General features: G+C 42.2%; 13 protein-coding genes and 1 tRNA gene. 2 read left to right on the top strand and 12 right to left on the bottom strand.

The annotated features are described in order from the left end of the window. Positions 1 to 117 precede the first annotated feature (117 nt). Complete coding sequence (locus M2135_RS05745; RefSeq protein WP_280747654.1) at positions 118 to 3,951, top strand: family 78 glycoside hydrolase catalytic domain; 3,834 nt, start codon at positions 118 to 120, stop codon at positions 3,949 to 3,951. A 107-nt stretch (positions 3,952 to 4,058) separates the two neighbouring features. Here the strand turns inward: M2135_RS05745 and M2135_RS05750 are convergent, their stop codons facing one another. Together M2135_RS05750 and M2135_RS05755 are read right to left on the bottom strand one after the other, a co-directional pair. Next, positions 4,059 to 6,716 carry a hypothetical protein gene (locus tag M2135_RS05750; RefSeq protein ID WP_280747655.1) on the bottom strand — a complete coding sequence of 886 codons (2,658 nt, stop codon included), beginning with the start codon at positions 6,714 to 6,716 and terminating at the stop codon, positions 4,059 to 4,061. Positions 6,717 to 6,856: 140 nt separating this feature from the next. Next, on the bottom strand, positions 6,857 to 8,338 hold the full coding sequence (locus tag M2135_RS05755) for a succinate CoA transferase (protein ID WP_280747656.1): 1,482 nt from the start codon (positions 8,336 to 8,338) through the stop codon (positions 6,857 to 6,859). 129 nt (positions 8,339 to 8,467) lie between these two features. On the opposite strand from M2135_RS05755, the gene M2135_RS05760 reads away from it, so the two are divergent. Next, positions 8,468 to 9,466, top strand: coding sequence for a helix-turn-helix domain-containing protein (locus M2135_RS05760; RefSeq protein ID WP_280747657.1), 999 nt, complete (start codon positions 8,468 to 8,470; stop codon positions 9,464 to 9,466). Positions 9,467 to 10,206: 740 nt separating this feature from the next. On the opposite strand, the gene M2135_RS05765 is transcribed toward M2135_RS05760, so the two are convergent. The 10 genes from M2135_RS05765 to M2135_RS05810 form a co-directional block, all read right to left on the bottom strand. After that, positions 10,207 to 12,543, bottom strand: a complete 2,337-nt coding sequence (locus M2135_RS05765; protein WP_280747658.1) for an ABC transporter permease — start codon at positions 12,541 to 12,543, stop codon at positions 10,207 to 10,209. Between the two features lie 350 nt (positions 12,544 to 12,893). Then, positions 12,894 to 12,966: transfer RNA gene (locus M2135_RS05770), tRNA-Thr, on the bottom strand. Positions 12,967 to 13,146: 180 nt separating this feature from the next. Continuing rightward, on the bottom strand, positions 13,147 to 14,133 hold the full coding sequence (rluF, locus tag M2135_RS05775) for a 23S rRNA pseudouridine(2604) synthase RluF (protein ID WP_280747659.1): 987 nt from the start codon (positions 14,131 to 14,133) through the stop codon (positions 13,147 to 13,149). 2 nt (positions 14,134 to 14,135) lie between these two features. Beyond that, complete coding sequence (locus M2135_RS05780; RefSeq protein ID WP_280747660.1) at positions 14,136 to 14,594, bottom strand: hypothetical protein; 459 nt, start codon at positions 14,592 to 14,594, stop codon at positions 14,136 to 14,138. A 58-nt stretch (positions 14,595 to 14,652) separates the two neighbouring features. Next, complete coding sequence (locus M2135_RS05785; RefSeq protein WP_280747661.1) at positions 14,653 to 15,687, bottom strand: DUF6340 family protein; 1,035 nt, start codon at positions 15,685 to 15,687, stop codon at positions 14,653 to 14,655. 19 nt (positions 15,688 to 15,706) lie between these two features. After that, positions 15,707 to 16,558, bottom strand: coding sequence for a sugar phosphate isomerase/epimerase (locus tag M2135_RS05790; RefSeq protein ID WP_280747662.1), 852 nt, complete (start codon positions 16,556 to 16,558; stop codon positions 15,707 to 15,709). 18 nt (positions 16,559 to 16,576) lie between these two features. Further along, positions 16,577 to 18,574 (bottom strand): HAMP domain-containing sensor histidine kinase, encoded by a 1,998-nt coding sequence (locus M2135_RS05795; RefSeq protein WP_280747663.1) that lies wholly within the window; start codon positions 18,572 to 18,574, stop codon positions 16,577 to 16,579. A gap of 23 nt (positions 18,575 to 18,597) precedes the next feature. Further along, a complete protein-coding gene (locus M2135_RS05800; protein WP_280747664.1) occupies positions 18,598 to 21,252 on the bottom strand; it encodes a valine--tRNA ligase in 2,655 nt (884 codons plus the stop codon). A gap of 190 nt (positions 21,253 to 21,442) precedes the next feature. Next, positions 21,443 to 22,969, bottom strand: a complete 1,527-nt coding sequence (locus M2135_RS05805) for a DUF5597 domain-containing protein (protein ID WP_280747665.1) — start codon at positions 22,967 to 22,969, stop codon at positions 21,443 to 21,445. Positions 22,970 to 23,009: 40 nt separating this feature from the next. Then, positions 23,010 to 25,217: a glycoside hydrolase gene (locus M2135_RS05810; protein ID WP_280747666.1), complete on the bottom strand. Its 2,208-nt coding sequence runs from the start codon at positions 25,215 to 25,217 to the stop codon at positions 23,010 to 23,012. Between the last annotated feature and the right edge of the window lie 192 nt (positions 25,218 to 25,409).

The following is a 25,409-nucleotide window of genomic DNA, read 5'->3' on the forward strand; positions in this document are numbered from 1 at the left end:
TTTCTGTCAAAAATAAAACGTTTCTTATCATTATTGAAACGCGACCAAAAACTTACCTCTCTATTTTTGTATGGTTAATTCTCAAGTTGTGCCAATAATTATTAATGCCTCAAAAACATGAAGAAGCTATCCACATTGCTTATTTCGTCAATGGTCTCTATTATCGCCATCATGACCATTTTTACATCTTGTGTTGATTCGCAAAATCAGACAATCAGCAACCTAACAGTTACTGCACTCGGCTCCCCCCTCGCTGTCGATATTCAGAAACCCGACTTCGCCTGGCAAATGCAGTCTCAGATTATCGGTATTAAACAAACAAGTTATCGGCTACTAGTCGCTACCGATGATAAATTCAATAATATTGTATGGGATAGCGGACAGCAAAACACCAGCCAATCCGTAGGTATCGTCTACGGCAATACCGGTAATGCCGCTCCGCTCCAAGCAGAAACCGACTACTACTGGAAAGTCGATATCACCGATAACAAAGGAGGCACCCACTCTGCCGCTTCCACCTTCTCGACAGGACTTATGAACCCCAAACTCGCCGCCTGGAACGGTGCAGAATGGATTGGGAACACCCAATGGAGCCTCGATGCCCCATCTGCCCAACTCTTCCATATCAACACCAAATTCCGTATCCTCGAAGGCAACAAAATATCTCTTATCTTCGGAGCCAACGACTTCCGCCTAAACGATAAATTCCAGAACGTCGGCAACGTCGAAGGCGAGAACTACATCCGTTGGGAACTCGACATCACCAATGTCGGTAAACGCGAAGGAGCCGTCATCAACCTTTACCGTGTCGGATATGCACAGGGAGATGATCCAAACGTACCATACAAAACAATCTCTCTCGCTACCAACCCCGAGACCAACATCAATAAACTGATCACAGCTGTCAATGCCCGTCAGGAGAACACCTTGGATATCATCGTTCAATCCAGTGAAATCAGTACGCGCATCAACGGCGAACAACTTATCCTTGCCAGCGGACGCCAAGGAGGAATTGCTGTCGTTTCCCCCTTAAACCGTAGTGGAAACAATTTTAATACTTTCCCCAACCTCAACGCTATCGGATTCTATACCGGGCAAGGAGAAAAGGTAGAATTTACCGACTACAATCTTTGTAGTGTCGGACAAAGCGATCCCGCGATCCTCTTTGGTCCTACTCAAGGATCTACTTATTCCATCTTTAAAGACATTAAAGGCCTTAAAGTCCTCAACAACAAAATTACTGTTGATAGTGGAGCCTTCGGCTACGCCGACCCCAGCCACTACGAATCACTAGCTATGTTTCGCACCGAATTCGACACCGAAGGCAAAAACATTGCCAAAGCCAAAATATATATCACAGCGATGGGAGCCTATGAAATGTTTATCAATGGTAAACGTCTCGGCGACGATTGGTTTAACCCGGGCATGAGTCAATATCGTGAAACGCTTACATACCATGCCTACGATGTTACTTCTATGCTCAACAAAGGGAAAAATGCGATCGGAACCATACTTGGTCCTGGCTTCTATACCGGATATATGACATTTACTCCCAGCAATTATAACTTCTTTGGCGATCATGAAGCGCTTCTGGCCAAACTTGTTATTACCTATACCGACGGTTCTCAGAAATGTATCGTAACCGATCGTGAAAATTGGAAAACCTGGAATCAAGGGCCTATCGAAGCTGCAAGTATGTTCCAGGGACAACGTTATAATGCGAATAAAGAAGAGGCTATTGCCGGGTGGGATAAACCCGGATACAACGACACAACATGGAATACACCCGACAATGTTAGTCCACGCGAATGGATACACTTCGATATAACAGCACGTCGTGATAAACCGATCCGTGAAATCGAACGTCTTCAAGCCAACCGTGTACTCAAGACACATAGCGAACGTGGCAATACATATACTTACGATATTGGAGTAGCTATGGTTGGCGTTCCGTCTGTAACCATACCTGCCGGTTCACTCAAAGAAGGGGATACGGTTATCCTTCGTTTTGGAGAAGAGATCTACCCGGGTAATGAAGATTCACCCAACCAGGCAACTCCGGCAGGGGTGACCTACGTCTCATTATATGGCCCCAACGGTGCCTACCGCCCCGGAGTAGCCGGACGTGTCCTTCACGACACCTATCGTGCGGCACTGGCAACCGATTTTTACATCGCTTCCAAAGCCGATGAAAGCCGAGATGTACTCATCGAGCCACATTTTACCTACCGAGGATATCGCTACATACAGATTACTGTTCCAAGTCGCACATCACCATTGCCTTTGCAAAACGTTAAAAGCATAGTCCTCTCATCTGAACCCGTCACCGGAACCTATGAAGGAGAAACAACCGATATCACAGGCGCGCTGATCAATCAACTTTATAAAAACATTCAACGGAGCCAGCTCGGCAATTTCTTCTCCATACCAACCGATTGTCCGCAACGCAATGAACGTATGGGATGGACAGGAGATGCACAAGCCTACGCACGCACTTCGACTTACAACGGGGATGTACAAGCCTTCTTCCGTCAGTGGATGGTCGCCCTGCGTAACGATCAGGCCGTAGGAGGACGCGACGGAGCGCCTGCGGGAGGTATCGGAAGCACTGTGCCAACCTACTCGCGTAACCGTGAAGAGACTTTTGCCGACGGGACAACGTGGGCCGCAGCTGTTTGTATGGTGCCCTGGCAACTCTATCAGCAATACGGCGACCTTGAAGTCGTCCGTGAAAACTTCGCGACAATGAAACTATGGCTCGAAGGGATGAACCATTACACCGTTCCGGGATATGAAGGGTTGTCATCCCGAACGACCGGACTCGCCGATTGGCTTAGTGTAGACACTCGCACGACAAGTGACATTTGTAACAATGCGATCTATCTCCATATGATGGAAATCACCGCTATTATGGCCGAAGCGATTGGTGAAACGAATTATGCTAAGACATTGCAGAATCGGCATACTGTAGCTAAAGAATCATTTAATCGAGCATATGTCAATCCCGAGACAGGAATGACACGTTCCATCTCACTGACCGACGGTAAGGTGGTCGACCTGATTGATTCCCAGACATCATATGCTACACCACTAAACTTCAACGCGTTCAGTGAAACAATGACAATCACTGCAGGAGAAAACGCAGGGATGACTTACAAGGCGTATGCTGCCAAACGCCTCGCTGAACTTGCCGCCAATCCATCCAGAAGCGGAAATGAAGGGACAGTCATGTACGTTCGTCGCCCCGGATTCGGCATGATGCCTCCCGGAGGTATTTCTATGGCAACAAACCCTACTGAGAAATCGCTCGACAACACAATCACTACCGGATTCTCCGGCACACCCAATATCCTGCCTGCACTTACACGCACAGGTAATGTCGAAGCAGCCTACAAAATGTTTGCCTGCACCGACTACGCCTCATGGTTATATCCTGTTAAACTCGGATCAACCTCCATGTGGGAACGGTGGAACTCCTATGAATTGGCCTTCCAGATGAACGGCGAAAGTAGTATGAACTCATTCAACCACTTCGCACTTGGATCGGTCGGATCATGGATACATGAATACCACCTCGGAATCACTACCGACGGAACACCCGGCTATCAGAACTTCATCCTGCAGCCATTACCTGGAGGTACATATACCAGTGCATCCGGAAGTTACGCTTCCAACTATGGGGTGATAAAAAGCAGCTGGACAGCCGATAAAGGCAAACTACTTACATACGACTTTACCATCCCGGCCAACACAACTGCAACCCTCTATCTGCCTATCGACGAAAGGACAGCAAATAATTTCACTGCGATAGACGGTATACGATATATCGGTATGGAAACCCGTAACGGTATACAAACAGCCAAATTCACAGCTGAAGCAGGAGGATATCATATGACATTTGGTAATGGTACGACTACTGTTAGCCTCCAAGAAGGGTATAAGGCTAACTAAAAAAATAGGCATTAGTTTTTTCATTAAATATGTTTCCCTTGTGAGTATTCTATTGGAAGATAGATCTCACAAGGGAATTTTCTTATATTAAAGTAACAAGCTCCTCCTTACTTATAAATTCCAATTAGTCCTCCTGAGGTAACCGTTTCTGCATTAATACTAAAATCGCTTTTACTTCGGCTATTGTTATAAAACGTTACCCTTGCAATACCGTTCGTATCCGGAATCACCATAGGGTTCCAATAGAGGGTACGGCGGTAGTCAGATTGCAACGGCAACACCAAATAGTCAGGGGTATAAAATTCCTTCACCGCACTATATCCTTCCAGCTGCGTTTTCCTAATTCCCTTAGCCGGATCAACAGGAATCTCTTCTCCTTCCGGATAAGTCTCAATAAATACAACACAGCTATACGTATTGACTACATTAAACAAACTCATCTCAACAGGTGCGTATTGCATCCTCACAGGTAACTCTTCATTAATATAAACAGATTTAATCGCTTGAAGCCTTATCAGTCTATGAGGTTGAATATCTTTATCGTTATTACTTTGGCGTTCATGGTTAATGACAAAAAGCGGTTCCTTTCCCTTGTACAACAAATATTCTCCTCCGCTCGTGCTATTCGTATCATTATTATCTTCTGCAGGCTCGGTAGCATAAATTGTAAGCGGAGCATTCACACTCTGTGTGATAGTGTTATGCAGATTGATTTCAAACCCTTTATTCATATTGATCAACATTTGATTGATATCATTCCCAATAAATAGCCCTCTGTCATAAATATCATCCAGTTCAGAATGTACATCATAATAAGCTACCGATGTCGAACGATTGCGGAAAATCTGTCGTTCTCTTACTCGTTTGGCAATAATCGTGACTTCGGGTAAATCATGTATTTCTTCTGTGATACCTATTACTTTATCCAATGGGTCAGGAGCAGCTGCAATAGCCGGTTCCGAAAGTTCATAGGAATGGTCGAAACTCTTTTCATTATTCAATATCCCGTTATCCGCTTCGCCAACCGTTACCTGCATATCCGCATACCGATATCTTTGTGGTTCGGGTCTGAAAAGACGATTCAGAAAAATCTGATGATCCTTCGCTTTCCCTTTTTCAGTCACACCCAATATCATATCCCACTTACCAGATGTATTCATTGTAAAAGAAAAACCTCCCAAACTATCTGTTGTAAAAAACTCTGTTACAGTAATATCATCCTTATTATCTTCTCCTTTCTTACGCAATAATAAGGAAATGTCCACGTTTGGTTGAGGTTTCTGTTTAACAAATGAAACCACCTTTCCATTGACTTCTATCCCCTGTTCCGGAAAATATTTTGGCAGAAAAGAATCGATTCCAGCCATTTGTTGCCACGAATAACGTCTCCAGCCCTGGACCATCAGTAGCAGATCAAGTGCAGCACTCCGTATATCATCTTGTCTTTCAAAATACCAGGAAGGATTGCGCACATACCCCTTAATCTCCGACATCAATAAAAGGTCTGTCAAAATAGTATGCCTTCCTTCAACTTCATCCATACCATCTCTAACCGACAAAGAAAAGGTCTGGATCCTCGGATTGTTTTCACTATCTGTTATCGTAAACTCCATATCAACCAATTCGTTAGGAGAGTACATCTCTTTACTTATTTTTGTCCTAATATTCAACTCCTCTTGAGTATTGGCAAATATCAAACGCTCAGCTAAGATCTCTCCGACATTATTAAAAAGTACGATCTGTGAAACACCCGAAGGCAATCGGGTTTTATCCATTTTGAAACACTCCTCCCCACCATCCTCTATAGAAACCAACAAATAATCCTGCAGTTTGCCGCCATTTAAAAGAACGACACCCAAAAGTCCTGTAACAGTACTGCTATTTTTCCGCAATATGATTCCAATACTGTCAGGTGAGGAAAGATTGTCTACTTCCATAACTACCCCCTGTGGTAAATATAAGGGTAGTTCAAACCTGTATTTTCTTCCGGAATAGTCGACCACGACCTCCTGTATCGTGGAATCGGGAATATATGTAAAAATACCTTTCCCTTCATGCTGAGTCACAAATCTGGTCAATACATCTCCTTTTCTGTCGACCACAGCACCGCTGACATCAATCGGATTACCAGCCTCATCCGATACTTCAAAAGCCACTCGTGACAAGATACCCTCAACAAGATTTCCTCCTTCAGGAAAAAAACGCATATTTACCACCTTCCCTCGCTCAGGCTTTGCCCTTTTTACAGGATAGCTGCCCTTACCATAGACCAGCATTTCTTTCTCTTTGTAATTGCCCTCCGCTTTCGGTTTATCGAAAACCGGTAACAACCTCGAAAAGATAATATCTTCACCAAAATTGAGCATATATTTCGTATAAGCCCGAACTTCATAAAAACCCGAATAGAACGGAAGCTGATTAAGCGTAAACTCACCATGACATTCCCCATTCTCAATCTCCAATATCCGGGTATTAACGATTTCTCCGCCAGGATTCAATAGTTCCACATAAAGAGTCTTACTCAGTGAACTCAATTGATGCTGTCCGGAAGTAACATAACATTTAAACCAGATATCATCTCCCTGATAATAACTCGTATTGTCAAAGTGTAAATACACCTTCTCCTGCGGAATATATCTCGAATAATTACTAAGAGCCTGAATAAATGACGCCAGTTCCCTTTTTTCAGCACTCAGACTCTGCCCCTGGACCTGTAATCCACATATCAGGAAAAATAAGACAAACAGATAAGTCGTGGTCTTCATACGGCAAACTGCTTTTTATGTTAATGGCTTAGTACAATGGTAAAAATAAAACTATTTATCTTACGCTTTACATTATTCCGCCAAATAATCAGCATATATTAATCAACCACGCCAAATTTTATTGTTTTTACTAAAAACCCTCAACCCAAAACCGCATTCCGCATATCCCCCGTCTCTAACAACGCCTTATGAAAAGCAAAAGCATTATACAAATTCACTGGGGTCTGTCCTGCTGCCCCGCTTGCCAGATACTGGTATAAAAGAGAACGATAATCCGGATGCGCACAATTCTCAATAATACACTCTGCCCGCTCCCGGGGCGATTTACCTCGCAGGTCAGCAACCCCATACTCCGAGACTATCACCTTCACTGAATGTTCATTATGATCCACGTGCGAAACCATCGGTACAAAAGCACTAATCTGACCACCTTTAGCCGTTGAGGGAGTTAGAAAAATAGAAATAAAAGCATTACGTGTAAAATCTCCCGATCCCCCAATCCCATTCATAATCTTACTGCCTGTTATATGGGTCGAATTAATATTGCCGAAAATATCCGCCTCAATAGCCGTATTCATTGAAATAATACCCAAACGGCGGATCACCTCCGGATGATTAGAAATTTCAGACGTACGCAACACAATCCGTTCTTTAAAAAAAGCCAGATTCTTATAAATCCGTTCAATATATGGATTACTCACCGTTAATGTCCCTCCACTCGCAAACGAGACACGCCCCTTTTCCAATAAATCCACAACACCATCCTGAATAACTTCTGTATAAACCTCAAAATCGGGAATAGACTCATGATCACCCATTGCTGCCAAAACAGCATTAGCAATATTGCCAACCCCCGACTGAATCGGTAGAAACGACTCAGGAATAACCCCTTTTCTCATCTCATCTACAAGAAAATCAGCCGTATGAACCCCAATTCTGGAAGTAATCTCATCCACAGGCGTAAAGCCACCCCCATCATTCGAAACAAACGTCTCTACCACTACAATCCGTTCTGGATCAACCGCTATATAATCCTTTCCAATACGATCTTTCACCGAATAAACAGGAATCTCGCGACGATAAGGAGGATCCTGTAAATCCGTCAGATCATGAATTCCCCGTAACTCCTTTGGATGCCATCCGTTCAACTCTACAATAACCACTTTGGCCAGTTTAGCAATAGTAGGCGTCATACCGACTCCACACGTCGGAACAATTCTGCCATCATCGGTCACGTCTGAAGCTTCAATAATCGCCACATCCAATTCACCATAAAATCCATACCGTAAATCCTGCGATAAAGTCGACAAATGCAAGTCAAAATAACTCGTCCCTCCCTTATTAATGGCATTCCTTAAATCAGTATTCGTCTGATAAGGCGTACGAAACTTAATCGCATCAGCCCTTGAAAGTGCTCCGTCAATTGCATCACCTGTTGATGCTCCGGTAAACACCCCTATCTGAAAAATATTCCCCTTGGCATGTTCATCCGCTGCACGTTGAGCCAAAGCCAAAGGAACAACCTTTGGACAACCCGCATGTGTAAAACCACTAAACCCCACATGATCATTATGCTTGATAAGCAGTGCTGCTTCCTCCGCTGAAATTCTTTTAATACCCATAACTATTCATCAATTAAATGTGGTACAAAGTTAAGGTCATCCAATCATGTCTCAAATGACAACAACACGTCCAAAACAGCCAAGCGAAAATAAAATCATTACCTTTGTAAACAAACTCCCCATTCAACGATGAACAATACAATCAAACACATCGCCTTCCTTGTAATTCCCCAAGCCACCCTTTTAGATATAACAGGCCCCTTCGAAGTCTTCTCGCAAGCCATCGAAAACCTTCAGACACAAAAGAATACCCCAGCTTTTACCTATCAACTCCATACCCTCTCAATCGATAAAAAGAAAAACGTCCCTACAGCATCCGGACTAACCATCCAATGCTCCGAAAACATCCATACAACCGACTATCCCATTGATACCCTCTTTATCCCGGGAGTTCCCAATACACAAGCCGAACAATATAAACTCCCTCTCTCTGTCCTTAAATGGATCAGCCAACAATCCTTCGAAGTGCGTCGCATCTGTTCCGTATGCACAGGCACTTTCTTTCTGGCCGAAGCCGGAGTACTCACTGGAAAAAAAGCAACAACACACTGGGGGAAAAGCGTTCTGTTAAGTCAAAACTACCCAGAAATACAAGTCGATAGTAACTCGATATTCATCAAAGACGGCAACACTTACACCTCCGCAGGAATATCCAGCGGAATGGACCTCGCACTCGCACTTATAGAAGAAGACCTTGGAAAAACATTCGCATTACACGTGGCACAGCAAATGGTACTCTACCTCAAACGTCCCGGAAGCCAATCGCAGTACAGTACCATCCTTGCACACCAACATACCGATTATCAACCCATCCAAACCATTACCAGCTGGATAAGCGAACACCTTCATCAAATCATTACCATCGAAACCCTTGCCGAACAAATCGCCATGAGTCCCCGCAACTTCGCACGTGTCTTCCTTCGTGAAACAGGAATCACCCCTGCCAAATACATCGACAAACTCCGCATCGAAACCGCCTGTCGATACCTCGTCGACACCCGCCTGACACTCAAAGAAATCGCCACCCTAACCGGCTTAACCTCTCCCGATAATATGCGGAAAACATTCCTCAAACATCTTAAAACTACCCCTGCGGAATACCGTAAAATGTTTACTTCGACGCTTTGATTAGCGATTTTCTCCTATTGCTCCACCTGTTTTCCTCCATTGATTGGTTTTCGGAAAGTCTGCATCCATTTTTCTACCTCATCCCATAGAAATAAAAACATCATTTCGACTGTTTTTTTGCAACACGTAGGTCTGTTTTCTGTTAGAGGTACGTCTAAATGAATTTAGAGGTAGGTGTAAATCAGTTTAGAGGTACGTCTAAAACAATTTAGACGTACCTCTAACAAAAAAGTATTATAAAAGGAACAAATAAACTGATGGGAGGTTTCTGTTTTTTGCTTTGATTAACGTGAGTTCGATATAAGTTTCAGATTGAAGAATATGTGAAGATAGTGAAGGCGAACGCCACAGGCGTTAAATGTGCATAACCCCGGGTGAAGAGGAGTGTAGCGGATCGACCCGGGGTGAATAGATACTACTCTCCAATCAACGCCGATAGGTGTTGAACTGCAGATGATTGAACACCTTCGGCGTTCGTTTGTTACACTCATTATATACCCCGGGTCGATCCGCTACGCTCCTCTTCACCCGGGGTTATTGGCTAAGGCCGATCTTCGATTCACATTAAATCCCTGTGGGATTTGGTCTTCGGAAAACCTTCAAATTTTACAAAATCTGAAGATAAATCTTTATATCGAACTCACGTTTGATTATTTCAAGGTAAGTACTGAGATCTTATTATTTACCCGATCAAATCGACTTGTTTCAAAAGCTGTATATTGGTTTTACCTTTAAATCATTTATTCCGCCTTCAAATAATTCACCGGATTTGACATCGCCACCGGTACCGACCGTGCCACCACACAAAACTGCGTCACCATAAAAATCGCCAGTCCACTCAACAAAAACAGTGTAAAATGCAATGGGATCTTCAATACAAAATGCTGCAACCATTCCGACCCTACAGCAAAAGAGATCAGTAAGCCGATCACTATCGCCGGCAATACGATAAACGAAATACCTTTGGCAAACAACTGTAAGACATCAAGTACCACAGCTCCGTTCACTTTCCGTATGGCGATCTCTTTCGTCCGGCGGGTAATCTCATCTTCCACAAAACCAAACAATCCCAGAATAGAAATAATCAACATAATCATCGACGCCACTATCACCGAATCGCGGAACAACCGCGCATCCCGGTAATAATTAGTATACTCCTCTTTAAATGAAAGAAACAGACTCTCCTCATTGTTGGAATAACGTTTGAGTTCGGTAGAGAGCGATGCGATCACTTCCTTTGTCGGTACAGTAGTCAGCCTCACCACAATATCAGGCTCCCAGTCATAGGTATCCAATGGCAATACCACTACAGGAAATATAGCGTTGTAGACCGTACCCGACTGATAATCTTTCATCACCCCACAGATTGTCCAGGTACGATCCAGGTAATCAATTTGTTTCCCCACCGGATCATCCAAACCGGCCATCCGGACCAATGTTTCATTCACAAAAACCTCTCTCACATTTCCACTTGCCGATTCCCGGAAACTCCTCCCCGCAACAAAAGGGATATTAAAAGCCTTCGCAAAATCGGCATCGGCAAGCAGATAATGACCGATAAAAAGACTTTCTTTCGTTAGTGTATTCACCACAGGACTTCTACCAAGACGATTCAACGGCGTTTGAGTGGTAAGCGTTACCGACTCGACATTCGGAAAGCGCAACAGTTCAGCTTTTGCCCGCTCCTTTTGTTCTATACTCATATCTCCTAAAGAACTACTTTTCAGCACCTCTGCCGTATCATAGCCCATATTCTTGTTCAAGATCATATGATACTGCATCATAATAATCACCAGAAGCGAAAGCATAAAAGAGATACCTACAAACTGTACAAACAACAATCCGTTTTTCCATTTCCTTTTACTATCTGCATACGAACGGAAAACCTGAGTCACCGGAATAGAAGAAAATACACGCGAAGGAAGTACGCCGGTCGTAAAAAACAACAAAAGCAATACAACACCCGATGCCCAAAGGTTAGCCGGAGCAAATACCGCCGACAAATCGGCCTTGATAAGTACCCCTATATATCCCCGGAAAGCAAAAATAATCAACACAGCCAATAATAGCGAAATAAATACAAGTACTGCCGTTTCAGTCATAAACATACTGAATATACTCTTGTCTGAAGCCCCGTTGCATTTATAAACGCCTATTGATTTCGCCCGTTTAGGAAGACTCGAAACAGACAGTAACACATAATTCATCGCCGAAGCAAACAAAAGAGCAAAGGCAAGCAGACTAAGGATCAGAGCCGTCCTTCTCACCTCCGGATCCTTGGTATGAATATCCACTACAGGACGGAGAAAAAGCTGACGCGAGATCCCCTCCCTAAGTTCCGCGTCTACATCATAATGACGCCGCATCATATCAGGTATCTTGGCCTCAACAACCTTCGGATCAATCCCTTCCCGCAACTTTACATACCCATTAAAACTACCCATGCCTCTCCAGTTATCCCGGCTCATCCCCCGCTCATACATCGTATTAAAGCTGATGACCAGATCCAGTTCCAAATGAGAATTTTTCGGGATATCCTTAAACACACCCGCTACGGTAGCCACATGCTCACCTTCAACCAACCGTTTCCCCAACGGATTATCGTCACCAAAAGCACGTCGCGCGAAAGTCTCCGAAACAAACACATGAAACGGTTTTCCCATATCTGTCACATTGCCGGCGACTATAGGAAGACCAAAAGTCTGAAAAAACAAAGAATCGGCAATCAACTGTTTCCCGGCTATTTTCTTTCCATCAAATACATATTCCACATCACCCGCTCCATTCGTCATCACAGTACCTGATTCAACTTCAGGAAACTCCTGAACCATGGTCGGAGTAAAAGGAGCATTTATGGTACGCGCCTCATCAAGGTCTCGCCCATCGACATTCCATTTAATCGTCACACTATATATCCGATCTTTATCCGGATAAAAATTATCATACGACATATCAAAAGCCACCTGCGAAAAAAGCACAAGCCCCACCACTAAACCCAGGGTAAGGGAGATCACTTTTATAAAATTACTTCCTTTATTTTTCCATAAATACCGGATACCATATAACAGCTGTTTCATACGTTATATTATATAAAGATTCGACTTCTATAAAACAAAGCAAATAACATGCCAGAAACAGTATACGCCTAATATTTAAATAATTACAAAAATAGATCAAACCGGAGAGTGTCTAATAATTTACTTTTTTGTAAAAAAATTAGACAATAGAATAATTATATCTCACTCAATAATGTTGAACGTCCGAACTGATTTTATGTATATCCTAATTTTCAGACGGAATAAGGAGCAAGAGAACAGAAACACCTTACACAGCTTATGTAAAACTTACTAAAATCGTTGAATAATCATAGAAAAAAGTATAAACAAAAAAACAGCCACTTTGAAAGCAACTGTTTGATAATGATGAGAGCCGAAAGCCGGACTCGAACCGGCGACCTATTCATTACGAATGAATTGCTCTACCAACTGAGCTATTTCGGCCTGATGCGGCTTTTGAAGCCTTTTTGTGTCTAATCTTTCGACTGGTTTTAAGTCTTGGTTTAAACAAATGCACTGAATGAATTTGCGGTGCAAATATACAAATATTTTATCACGTGATCATTTCCTACAGGTCATTCTGCAGGGATGGTTTCAAAAAAATGATAAGGATTGAGATTCGGGTTATCTCTTCTTTGATTGTGGCTTTGAAGCTGATTTGGGTCTGTTGACTGCAACCTTTTGTTTACCTATTCGCGGACCACTTGGACTCTTCCCTCTATTCTTTTGAGGTTTAGGTTTCTCTTCCGATACCGGTTTGCCTTTACTCGGTTTTGATTTAGCCGGTTGACTTTTATCCTGATATTTGGTAGCGATACCACTTTTACGATAGTTGGTTTTAATATCAAACTCTTCCAGAGCCTTATTAAAAGCCTTATTGCTTTTTGGTTTCTTTTTTACAGCCGTCTTCTCCGAGTTCTCCAGCATATCAAACAAACCTTCCAATTCCGGCACGGTCAGGTCCCGCCAATTCCCCTGCCCCAACGTACCCAGTTTAATATTCATTATCTGTATACGTTCGAGTTTGAGTACGTCATAGTTGAAATATTCACACATCCGACGAATCTGTCTGTTCAGTCCTTGAATAAGAGAAATTTTGAACGTATAGGGATTGATCTGTTCCAGTTCACATCTTCGGGTGACCCGGTCAAGGATAGGTACCCCTTGTGCCATTTTAGTAAGAAACTCTTTTGTGATCGGCTTATTAACAGTAACGATATACTCTTTCTTATGATTATTCCCTGCCCTTAAGATTTTATTCACGATATCTCCGTCATTCGTCAACAGGATAAGTCCTTGTGAATCCTTATCCAAGCGCCCTATTGGAAAGATACGCTGTTCATGACTAATAAAATTGACAATATTATGCTTTTCTGCAGGATCGGTAGTACTTACAATTCCTACCGGTTTATTCAATGCGATATAGACAGGTTCTATTTTATTGACGATCAATTCACCATTCACCTTCACCTTTTGCCCGGGGTACACACGCATACCAATCGTTGCACGCTTACCGTTGATCGTGACATTTCCGCTTTCAATAAATCGGTCGGCTTCTCTCCGGGAGCAATAACCAGAATTACTGATATACTTATTTAATCGGTACTCCATCGTTACAAATCCGACAGTAAATCATCCAGAAACTTATCCAGATCAGCATCCAGATCTTTCAGTAACGGATCATCCAACCGTAACATTTCGTCATCCAGGAAAAGTAATTCTTCAATCACCACAAAACTCTCATCAGTCAGGCTGACGGACAATGGTTTCATAAAACGGGGAATATCAAACACTTCTTTCGTAGAAAGGATGGTTAAAACAGCTTTTATGGATGCACCGGCCTGTTTGTAGAATGCACCTTCTTTTTCAGGACTGTTAATCCAGTCATAAATAATTACTTTTTCGATCAACTGCTCTTCTTCATCATAAATCTGCAACTCACCGCTTTCAGCATCAATCTGTACATAGAGGTCGCTGATCAGGTTGCCCGAATTTTCCCGAGATAATTTCTCGATAGCCGAAACAAATGCCGACTCAATGACGGACTGTACCTTCGCAATATTTGCATTCATAATAATCTCCCTTCAGTTTTATTCGTCACCAAAAGTAATAAAAAAATAGAAAAAAACGTTATTCTTCACCAAATTGCAGGTCTAACTTTTTATCATCTCGTTGCCGTTCAAGCAAAACAACAGCATAAGCCTCGACTAACTGCCGTTGCCGATTCTCTTCCGGCACATACTGTCGGTACAGTGCCTTCGCCTTTTCAACCCATTCATAAGCCTCTTTGAATTGATTCTGCATTTCCAGACAGAGTGCAACATTCGATGCCGATTGAGCTTGACCTTTCCAACCGGAAGAAACCTCATGTATCATTTTCCAGCGTTCGCCAGCCTCTTCCCATTTCTGCTTAGTCGTATACGCCAACGCTTCTTTCCAGCGTGAATTGGAATGGGTAAAATAAAAACGTGTCTCATTCCGCCAATGGGGAACAAAATGTCTATAAAGTTGCTCTCCGATATAGTCTCCAGCTATCCGAAGTGCATCATCCGGCTGAGGCAGGAAAAGATTCAACACATCCGGGCGACTGGCATATTCTTCCCAAAACAAACTGTCCGACACCATTACCGTGACCATGGGACTCTGCCTACCAGGCAAATAAGCACGCACAACTCCTTTTATCTCTACCCGTATCTTCCCCACAACTCCTTCGGCTGCCAAATCGATTATCTCCTTTTGAGTATCAAACAACAGACGGTCAAAAGAGATAATCGCATCAGTAGCATTTTCGTCGCATAACACCTGTACACGTTCAGGTGTCAGCTTTACATCCGAATAAAAACTGTTGTCTATACGAGTGGGATAATGATAAAGAAGTACGTCTTTGAAATAATTCGCATCAACAATAGCCTTTCCCAAGGCCCGGCACGCATCAAACAAAGCACTGTCGGCCGACGCCTGGGCAGAATCCTGTACTGCCCCCAGTAATTTATAGACATAACCTGACTCCGGATGTTGAGGCACGGCGTTGTTAACCACCAATAACTCTTCAACCTCCGTAGGAAATGTAATAACCGCCGGATTATAGGTCTCGATTCCCACATATCGTATCGAATTACAGGAAACAAGTAAACAGACGAATAAGACCAAAAACGTACTTCTCACCGTATTTTATTTATGTCAATCAAGGCATATCACTCACCGCCTTAAAATAGCCGATCGATTCGGCGATACCCAAGAACGGATCTTTCATGTCCTTTTCATATTCCAGACTACACATTCCGGTATAATTCACCTCACGAAGCATTCTGACAAAAGCCGGGATATCAATCTTTCCACGTCCCATTTCAATCGCCACACCTGCTTTCGACGAATCGGTAACATCTTTAATATGAATATCAAATACACGGGTATGATATTTCTTCAGGTCGGCCACCGGATCACACCCATTACGCAGATCATGACCGATATCCAGACACATACCGATACGTGGATCCAGGTCTTTCGTGTTTTTCCACACATCCGTAGCGTCGGGATAGAGTTCTATATCCGGTCCATGTAAGTGGATGGCATAATGAAAATCGTATTCTTTTACTTTTTTGTCTACAAGAGGCAGCAATTCAAGGTTCGGAACTCCAACCACCAATTTAACGCCAACTCTTTTAGCATATTCAAACGCATTGTTGACTTCCGCTTCACTACGCATATAGATCGGCCCTACGGCATAACCAGTTACCCCATGCGCTGCACATTTTTCATGAAAAGCTTTGATCTGCTCCGCATTACTGTTTAGCGGTAAATGAAAATCTTTAATGCAAAGATAATGCACATCTAACCGTTGCAACGTTTTCAATGTCGTATCCAGGTCGAAGTTAGTAAAAGTCCACCCCGCCATTCCCAGACGGAAAGGGTTGACAGCTTTGGGCGCTTTGGGTTTTACAGGATCGGGCATACCGGCTTTCAGAACAGAACCTGTTCCTAATAATAAGGCGCCAGCCAATCCTTGTTTAAAAAATCTGCGTCTTGAATGTTTCATGATTAATAGGATTTAAAATTATATATTGTTTTCAGGTTTTAACCTGGGGATAGAGACATAAAAGACAGACCCTTTTCCGATAGTGGATGTAGCCCATATCTTCCCTCCCATCTTAGTGACCAAACCTTTACTGATAGCCAGTCCCAAACCGACTCCTTTCTTCGTATGTTCCAACTGGACAAACCGATCAAATATTCTTTCCAACCGATCCGCCTGAATACCTTCTCCGGTATCTTCTACAAAAAACAAAATATCATCATTCTTCACCTCATACCCGAAACGGACATGTCCGTCAGCGGTGTGTTTAATGGCATTGGTCAATAAATTCGTCAGAATCTGTACCAACCGGTTCTTATCAGCCTCCAGGATCAACGGTTCGCACGGTTCTAAGATCAATTGGATCGTATCAGGTATTCGCAAATGAATAATATTATAAATCTCATGCATCATCATCGGCATATCCTGCCTGGTATAAATCAACGACAATGAATTTGATTCTATTTTGGAAATATCCAATACATCTGAGATCAACCGCTGTAGAAGTTCATTATTACTTTGAATAATCTCCACAAACTGCTTACGCGATTCACTATCTTGTTCATCGATCAAAACCTCTGAAAATCCGACAATCGCGTTTAAGGGTGTTCTGATTTCATGATTCATATTCGCCAGAAATGCCGATTTCATCTGATCGGCCTCTTCAGCTTTCTCCTTTGCTTCTCTCAACTCTTTCTGTTTACGGTTAATGATCCGAATCAGATAAGTTAAAATCAGTACGACAACGACCAATAAAATACATCCTATACTCCAGATGGTCAATTGCGTTTTCGTTTGCTGCGCCTTCTCTTCCATCCGTTCTTTCTCAAGTTCCAGTTTCTCGACATCATGTTGCGTGCGTATATCGGCCAGTTTATTATTAAAGTCTATTTGGAAAAGAGAATCTTTCAGACTGACCATCTCTTTATAAACCGGTACAATTTCCGCTGATCTGTGAAGTCCTTCCAATATCGATACTTTTTTGGATAACACCGAGTAAAGGTCATGGATCAGATTTCGTTCACGTACATACGACTCAATCACGGTGTTCTGCTCTAACGCCTTATCATAGTTCTTTATGGCCAGATAATATTGGCTATATAAACTCGCCAACTCATACTGTGTCCGGGACATACGATATTTCTCTGTCGTAAGCCGTGTTTTTTCCATAAATTCATACGCCTTCTCATAATCACCTGAAGCCAGATACTCATACGCAAAATTACGATCCACAATATATTCTATCGAATAGAGCGGAGTTTCTGCATTTAATTCGGTGATCCCATCTTTCTTACATTGTTCCAGATAATCATGCGTCTGCTGTAAATACTTGAGTCGTTTTTCCGTCTCTGGCAAGTTATTAAAAAGTTGACGTAAAATATTTATCCGTTTAATCAGAGGGGCTTCTCGCTTTTCCATCTGACCGAGAACATCGAGATATAAGGCTTCGCCTTCCCGGTACAGATCATTCGAAAAATAGAAATCGGCCTGAGCCTGATCCGCAATTTCCAATCCTTCAGAAAAAGACAATTCATGACACAGTCTGCGTAACTCTTCTATGGCATCCAACACCTCTGTTTTTCGCCCTTCCCGATTCAACAGATAAATATTCCATGCCTTCATCCGGCAGATATCTTCATACCGTTCCAACCGGATAAAAAGAGGTTCTGCTTCCTGTAACCAATACCGCATACTGTCGGTATTGGTAGAATAGAAATGTCTGACAAAGGTATAGATCGCATTGGCACGATAGAAATCATTCTGTTGCAGATCGGCTTCTTGCAATAATAACCGGGCATAGATAAGACGAGACATATTGACCGTATTCTCATTGATCTGACCCTCCAGGTATGCAAGTCGCTCTTGCGCAGATAGTTTCTGCATCACCTGCCGTACACTATCGACAGATATACTATCAGTTCCTACAGCTTGATGAACGAACAGGAATAAAGAAAAGATCAGTGTACAACAAATTCTCATATCGGTTCTATTTAACAAAACTATTATTTTTTTAATGCGGCAATACTCTCTTCCAACGATTTGATTTTGCTCTCCGCATCAGCTTGTTTTTTGCGTTCCATCTCGATGACCTTAGCAGGTGCTTTACCAACAAAACTCTCATTACTCAACTTTTTGATCACCGACTGACGGAAACCCTGGTAATAAGCCAGTTCCTCATTCAATTTCGCCAATTCTTCCTCCACATTAATCAGTGTTCCCAACGGTACACTATATTCTGTTGTACGCACCAAAAACGAAGAAGCACCAGCCACTTTTTCTTGCATCAGACTGATTGATGAGAGGTTACACATTTTTAAGATGACCGGATTAAACGACGCATTATGGTCACCTAAAACCTGCAACTCAAGTGTTTCCTTATTGGGGATATTCTTTTGTAAACGAATTGTACGAACACCTCCTACAATCTCTTTCGCAATATCAAAATAGTTCAGGTATTCCTGATCAAATCCATTCGACTCCGGCATCCGGGCGATCGTGATGCTCTCCCCCTCTTTACGTGGAGAAAGCGCCTGCCACAACTCTTCGGTAATAAACGGCATAAACGGATGTAACAAGCGCAGTAAAGAGTCAAAGAAATTCAGTGTCGCTTCGTAAGTTGCCTTATCGATCGGTTGTTCATATCCCGGTTTAATCATCTCGAGATACCACGATGAGAATTCATCCCAAAACAGTTTATAGACCGACATAATGGCTTCATTCAGACGGTATTTACTGAACGACTCTTCCATCTCCGTAATCGTTTTATCCAATTGCATTTTAAACCATTGAATCGCAATCGTAGAGGCCTCAGGTTGTTCGATCGTATCATCGACCTGCCAGCCTTTCACCAAACGGAAGGCATTCCATATCTTATTATTAAAATTACGCCCTTGCTCACACAACGCTTCATCAAACGGAATATCATTACCGGCAGGTGCTGCCAACATCAAGCCCATACGAACACCATCAGCCCCATAAGCGTTGATCAAACCTAGCGGATCAGGCGAATTGCCTAACGATTTCGACATCTTACGCCCTTGTTTATCCCGTACCAATCCGGTAAAATAAACGTTTTTAAACGGCATCTCCTGCTCATATTCATAACCCGACATAATCATACGAGCCACCCAGAAAAAGATAATATCAGGCCCTGTAACCAGATCGCTGGTCGGGTAATAATAGTTGATCTCTTCATTGCCCGGATTGTTAATACCGTCAAAAAGAGAAATCGGCCATAACCAGGAAGAGAACCAGGTATCCAGACAATCTTCATCCTGACGAAGATCTTCTATCCGTAACTGTTCATTTCCGGTATGTATTTTGGCCAATGGCAGAGCCTCTTCTACTGTTGCTGCAACCACAAAACCACCTTCCGGCAGATAATAAACAGGGATACGATGTCCCCACCACAACTGGCGACTGATACACCAATCTTTGATATTCTCCATCCAGTGGCGATAGGTATTTTTGAACTTTGTCGGATAAAATTTCAATTCATCATCCATAACCGCATCCAAAGCCGGCTTGGCAAGCCGATCCATTTTCAGGAACCATTGCATCGAGAGTTTCGGTTCGATGGGCACATGGGTACGTTCGGAATAGCCGACCTTGTTCTCGTAGTCTTCCACTTTTTCCATTAAACCGGCCTGTTCCAGATCTGCGGCGATCTTCCGGCGTAACTCAAAGCGATCCATACCTACATACGATTTCGCTTCGGCTGTGATCTGATCGTTATCGATATACGAATCGTTGATCGTTCCGTTATCGTTGAAAATATCAATAGTTGGTAAATTATATTTTTCGCCTAATACGTAGTCGTTCACATCATGAGCCGGAGTCACTTTAAGTCCTCCCGTACCAAACTCCATATCCACATAGTCATCCTGAATAACAGGTATGACACGGTTGACTAACGGAACGATCACCTTCTTCCCCTTCAGGAAAGCATAACGCGGATCATTCGGGTTGACACACACGGCGGTATCTCCCAAAATGGTTTCCGGACGGGTAGTCGCAATAATAATCTCTTTATCTTCTTCTCCTGCAACCTTATAACGTAAATAATAGAGTTTACTATGTTCTTCTTTATAAATAACTTCTTCGTCGGATACAGCCGTCAATGCCTGAGGATCCCAATTCACCATCCGAACCCCACGATAGATCAGCCCTTTTTCATACAGATCCACAAAGACCTTGATGACACTTTTAGAACGAACCTCGTCCATCGTAAAGGCGGTACGATCCCAGTCGCAGGAAGCACCCAGCTGGCGCAACTGCTGAAGGATAATTCCCCCATGTTCTTCTTTCCATTCCCAGGCGTATTCAAGAAATTTCTCACGGGTCAGATCACTCTTTTTAATCCCTTGTTTGGCCAGACGATCCACCACCTTGGCTTCTGTGGCAATAGAGGCATGATCGGTTCCGGGAACCCAACAGGCATTCTTTCCCATCATACGCGCCCGGCGGATCAATATATCTTGAATGGTATTGTTAAGCATGTGCCCCATATGCAGTACGCCCGTTACGTTCGGAGGAGGTATGACGATTGTATATGGCTCACGATTATCCGGCACCGATTTAAAAAAGCCGTTATCCAACCAATACTGATACCATTTACCCTCTACTTCTGCGGGATCAAACTTACTTGCAATTTCCATAATGAATCTTGTACTTATTTTTTCTTTAATTGTCTATTTCATAAGGCCGAACCGACCCGTTACGCTACGAAATGGCAAAGTTATAAAAAACTCTTGTTTCGCGGGGGTATGTAGTTGAATTATTTAGGGTCAGCTGAATTTTAAGTGCTTATTTTTGTTTTCCCAATGATTCTGAAACAAAATCAACGTTTTATTGCACTTTTTTTTCGATGAAAAAATCGTCGGTACCTATTTGAATAATCATCGCACCTCCTTCGAAAGAGGCATTTTCTTTTTGAGATAAGTCAGATACACTTGGAGGCAACACTCTTTCGCCTTCAGCCTGATTTCCGTTGGTCAATGCCCCTAACATAGCAACACCTATTTCATTGGTATGCTGTCGAGAAAAAGTGATTGAGTAGTTTCCCATTTCAATCGTTTCTTCCGGTTTTTTGGAATAGATGTAAACGCCTCTCATTTTGTCGGAATTGAGATGTCCGGCAATAAAATCGGAAATTCTATTTATCAATGAATAGGCATCTCCTAAGAGTTTCACGCTTTTGCTTTGCATGACAGATTCGCTGTAATCAATCCCAAAAGGTGAAAACCCTATCGCATCCCATTCGCCGATAAGATAAAAAGGTCTGACTGCCGAAATATTACTTTCCGGGATTAGGATCGGATTATTCTTATACGAAAAGGCTTCACATATCTCATCCAGGTTTTGGGGATACGCATTGGGAGTCAGAATGTCCAAAGAAGGAGCTACTGCTTTATAGATATCATAAAAATCCGGGATTGAACAACCATTACCCAAACTACGTCCTCTTGAATTTACACTACCTGTCGCATTTGTAAATGTGGGCAATGGAAGAATTTTTTTTCCGGCAGTTGACAGTTCTTCCAGATAATTCGCAAAAGCAAACGCGGTGAACAAATGTTCTGTTAAATGTAAAATGGGCTTCGTTCCATTGTCTTTTGTCAAACTTTTCCCAAATATTGTTTCCCAGTCTCCTTTTGTTTGATATCCATTGTTCTTCCAGGCAGCTTCAATATCTGGCTGCATAGTACCCTTATTTTTAACAAGATAGTCTATAACTTTATGAGGAACATCGGAATTCCATGCTTTGTTGGCTGAAGCGGAGCAATCACGTGTGGGAGTCTTAAGACCAGGCTCATTACCCACCTGAATCATGATCACCGTACCCGCTTTATCAACGTCTTTAATATGTTTTAATAAAGCCAGATACGCTTTTTTATCTGCTTCAATGATATTCGAATCATACAACGTAGGCAACTCCAATTCTTTTCCTGAAGGATCTTTAGCACGGGGAAAACGACTCGGATTCTTTTTAACCCAGTTCGGAGCATAAGTCATAAAAGGGTTTTTAAACGAGCCAAACCAAATTAATGCCACTTTGAGTTTATGCTCCCTCGCTCCTTTAATAATCGCATCGACATGAGAGAAATCAAAAACCCCTTCTTGGGGTTCTACCAATTCCCATGAAGCTGTAGCAATAACACTATTCAAATTCATTTTTACCAGATTATCCCATACATTATCCAAATAATCCACATTTGAACAGGTCGAATTATGTAATTCTCCGGATAACATAAAAAAAGGTTTTCCATCCACTTTGAGAATCGTGTTTTTCCCAGAACGATCCAGTTGTGACATTTGAGCAGAAACACTCATCACTGTCACTAATAACAAAACAAACAGCACATATTTTTTCATGAGTAAATCATTGTTTTTAAAAATTTATTCGTCTAACAGATCAATCCAACGTATAAACGCCGGCTTTCTTAAATGTCTTAAGCGGTTTACGATCTGTTTTCTTTCCGATATGTAAAATACAACCCTCCGGAATTTCTATCTCATTGGAGCCTGACTTAGAAAAGTGATAACGAATCATCCCCTCTTTTAATGGAATTGTACCCTTCATCCAGTCGAGATGCAATAAATCAGGGTCAAGGTAATATTCATTGATCTTTTTATCCGATTGATCAAAACCAAGCATACCATTCAATATGGCTACAACAGGGGGTACTCCATTCGCTCCATGGCAAAGACTTAATCCATAAGGACGACGATAAAAGACTAATTGTTCAGTACGGGATGCTTTGGGAGAAAAGTTTTCTGGGAACCGGGTATGTCCCTGTTCCAGCCAATCACCCCATACCATATTTAATAGTTGCAACATATCCTTTATTCGCCCGGCTTTGATATAAGCCAAAAATTCGTATCCTTTTTCATAACTGATATCTTCCTTATAATAAGGAATTTCAGGAATAATGTTATTAAAAAGATGATCATAATCTGTGGCAGGATAAAGGTCTGTCAATACAGCCCAGTATTGAGCATGGTGTGAAATACGGGTATCCTTCTCTCCTTCGTCAGTATATCCGTTAATAAATGCTTTTCGCTGATCATCCCAGAAATGAGTTAAAATACTCTTTTTAAGATTTTCTGCATATTGCCTGTATGTCCGGGCTAACGAACGGTCTTTCCACAAATCAGCAAAATAACTTCCAATTTGAAAATTATGATATAACATGATCTGCCCGTAAGTGGCTATACCCTTTCCCGAAGGTCCGTTTTTTGTCGCCCAACCCGGTATAAATCCGGAAGTCGAGTGAGTCGAAGATATAAACCCGTTCTCATCTTGCATAGTCATATACAATGACAACATCTGTACAATCCGGTCTTTATACATCAACAATGTTTCAAGATTGCCATAACGCAGATAAAAATGTTTGAAGCCCACTAAAGCATGGAGTGGATAATCGACAATTCCAAGGTCTGAAGTTTGCGGATTTGGAGGCATCAATGCGATAGAAAGACCGTTCCTGGAAACTTGTTCATCACCGAAAAGATAGTCTCCGGCAAACATACTGGCTATAGCATCCATCGACCAGGGAAGATAATCTCTTTTTACGCCATCCAGATAAAACTGATGCATACTGGTATGTAGAGATGCTCCCCCGGCTCTGAATAACCGATTCAAGGAGTCATCATTTGACTCAAACTCCATTTGGTAAGTAACCGGCCATAAAATAGCATCAAATACAATTGAGGTAATCTGACATCCGGCCTCACTTTCTATGGCAAGATATCTCAATGCTCTTTCCGGCAAAACAAATTCCTGAGTCTCTCCTGTTAGATGCACATCTGGAATAGGGTACTGCTCATACAATTTTTCATCTGTATTCAGCGCTTCTTCAGGAGTCTCTCCGACCCTGAATGAAAGACGACCTTCCCCTGTCACATTCAACCGCACGGTTCCCACCTCCAGGTGCCGGAAATCAAATAAAGCATATCCTCTTCTGTTTATCTTGTAAGAGCCGGCTACGGCCATTGAATTCCTGACAGGAATAAACTCATAAGGATTGATGCGAACTGTCATTTCCTGCTTGTCATCAGGGAAGACATCCGGTTTATTATACATCGAATAGGTTTCAGGCAAATTCCACGAACGGCCGTCTAAACTAACCTCCCACCCTTTAATATCTGATAATCCTTTTCCATCTACAATCAGGGATGGCAAGCGATCCGTTGTATTAATTTCAAACTGTAAAATATACACACCCGGAGATAAAGAAAATTCACGTATATCTTCATTTTGTCTTTCTCCATTTATCGTACAGACAATAACCCCTGCTCCATTCCACTTCAATAACGTATGCTCTTTGACATTCACCTTTCGTTTAAAAAATGTCTGATAACTATCTTTATTGAATTTCCCGGGATAACCGACATTGACACAACGCTCTTCCGATATTTTTTTTAACTGCTTCTGCATATGGGCAGCCAGCTGTCCCGGATACCACATATATGTACTTTGCCAGACTTCTTGAGACTGGTTAGAAATAACCTGACAAGTTGAATCTAATAGAGGATCAAATTGGTCTGTTTGCGCCCGCAAAACATTTCCATGGAAAAACAAACTGAATAAAAGGATAAAAAAACTGATTATTCTTTTCATACGGCATTATTTATTTTTTATATTTAGGTCGGAACTCACACGAATGTTATTGCCTTTCACTTAAAACGGCGCTTTAGCGAAACAGTTTTAATGGCTCGTTGCATAAAACTTGTGCTTCTATTTATTGCTACAAAAGAATATTTTTTTCAGGAATAAAACGTTTTCTTTTTGATATTTACCTTTTCTTATATG

Source organism: Parabacteroides sp. PF5-9, from assembly GCF_029893105.1.
Lineage (GTDB): Bacteria > Bacteroidota > Bacteroidia > Bacteroidales > Tannerellaceae > JARXWG01.

Bases quoted from the DNA above. Each gene is read 5' to 3' on its own strand.
- M2135_RS05745 (WP_280747654.1), top strand. From the start codon at position 118: ATGAAGAAGCTATCCACATTGCTTATTTCGTCAATGGTCTCTATTATC.
- M2135_RS05750 (WP_280747655.1), bottom strand. From the start codon at position 6,716: ATGAAGACCACGACTTATCTGTTTGTCTTATTTTTCCTGATATGTGGA.
- M2135_RS05755 (WP_280747656.1), bottom strand. From the start codon at position 8,338: ATGGGTATTAAAAGAATTTCAGCGGAGGAAGCAGCACTGCTTATCAAG.
- M2135_RS05760 (WP_280747657.1), top strand. From the start codon at position 8,468: ATGAACAATACAATCAAACACATCGCCTTCCTTGTAATTCCCCAAGCC.
- M2135_RS05765 (WP_280747658.1), bottom strand. From the start codon at position 12,543: ATGAAACAGCTGTTATATGGTATCCGGTATTTATGGAAAAATAAAGGA.
- rluF (WP_280747659.1), bottom strand. From the start codon at position 14,133: ATGGAGTACCGATTAAATAAGTATATCAGTAATTCTGGTTATTGCTCC.
- M2135_RS05780 (WP_280747660.1), bottom strand. From the start codon at position 14,594: ATGAATGCAAATATTGCGAAGGTACAGTCCGTCATTGAGTCGGCATTT.
- M2135_RS05790 (WP_280747662.1), bottom strand. From the start codon at position 16,558: ATGAAACATTCAAGACGCAGATTTTTTAAACAAGGATTGGCTGGCGCC.
- M2135_RS05795 (WP_280747663.1), bottom strand. From the start codon at position 18,574: ATGAGAATTTGTTGTACACTGATCTTTTCTTTATTCCTGTTCGTTCAT.
- M2135_RS05800 (WP_280747664.1), bottom strand. From the start codon at position 21,252: ATGGAAATTGCAAGTAAGTTTGATCCCGCAGAAGTAGAGGGTAAATGG.
- M2135_RS05805 (WP_280747665.1), bottom strand. From the start codon at position 22,969: ATGAAAAAATATGTGCTGTTTGTTTTGTTATTAGTGACAGTGATGAGT.
- M2135_RS05810 (WP_280747666.1), bottom strand. From the start codon at position 25,217: ATGAAAAGAATAATCAGTTTTTTTATCCTTTTATTCAGTTTGTTTTTC.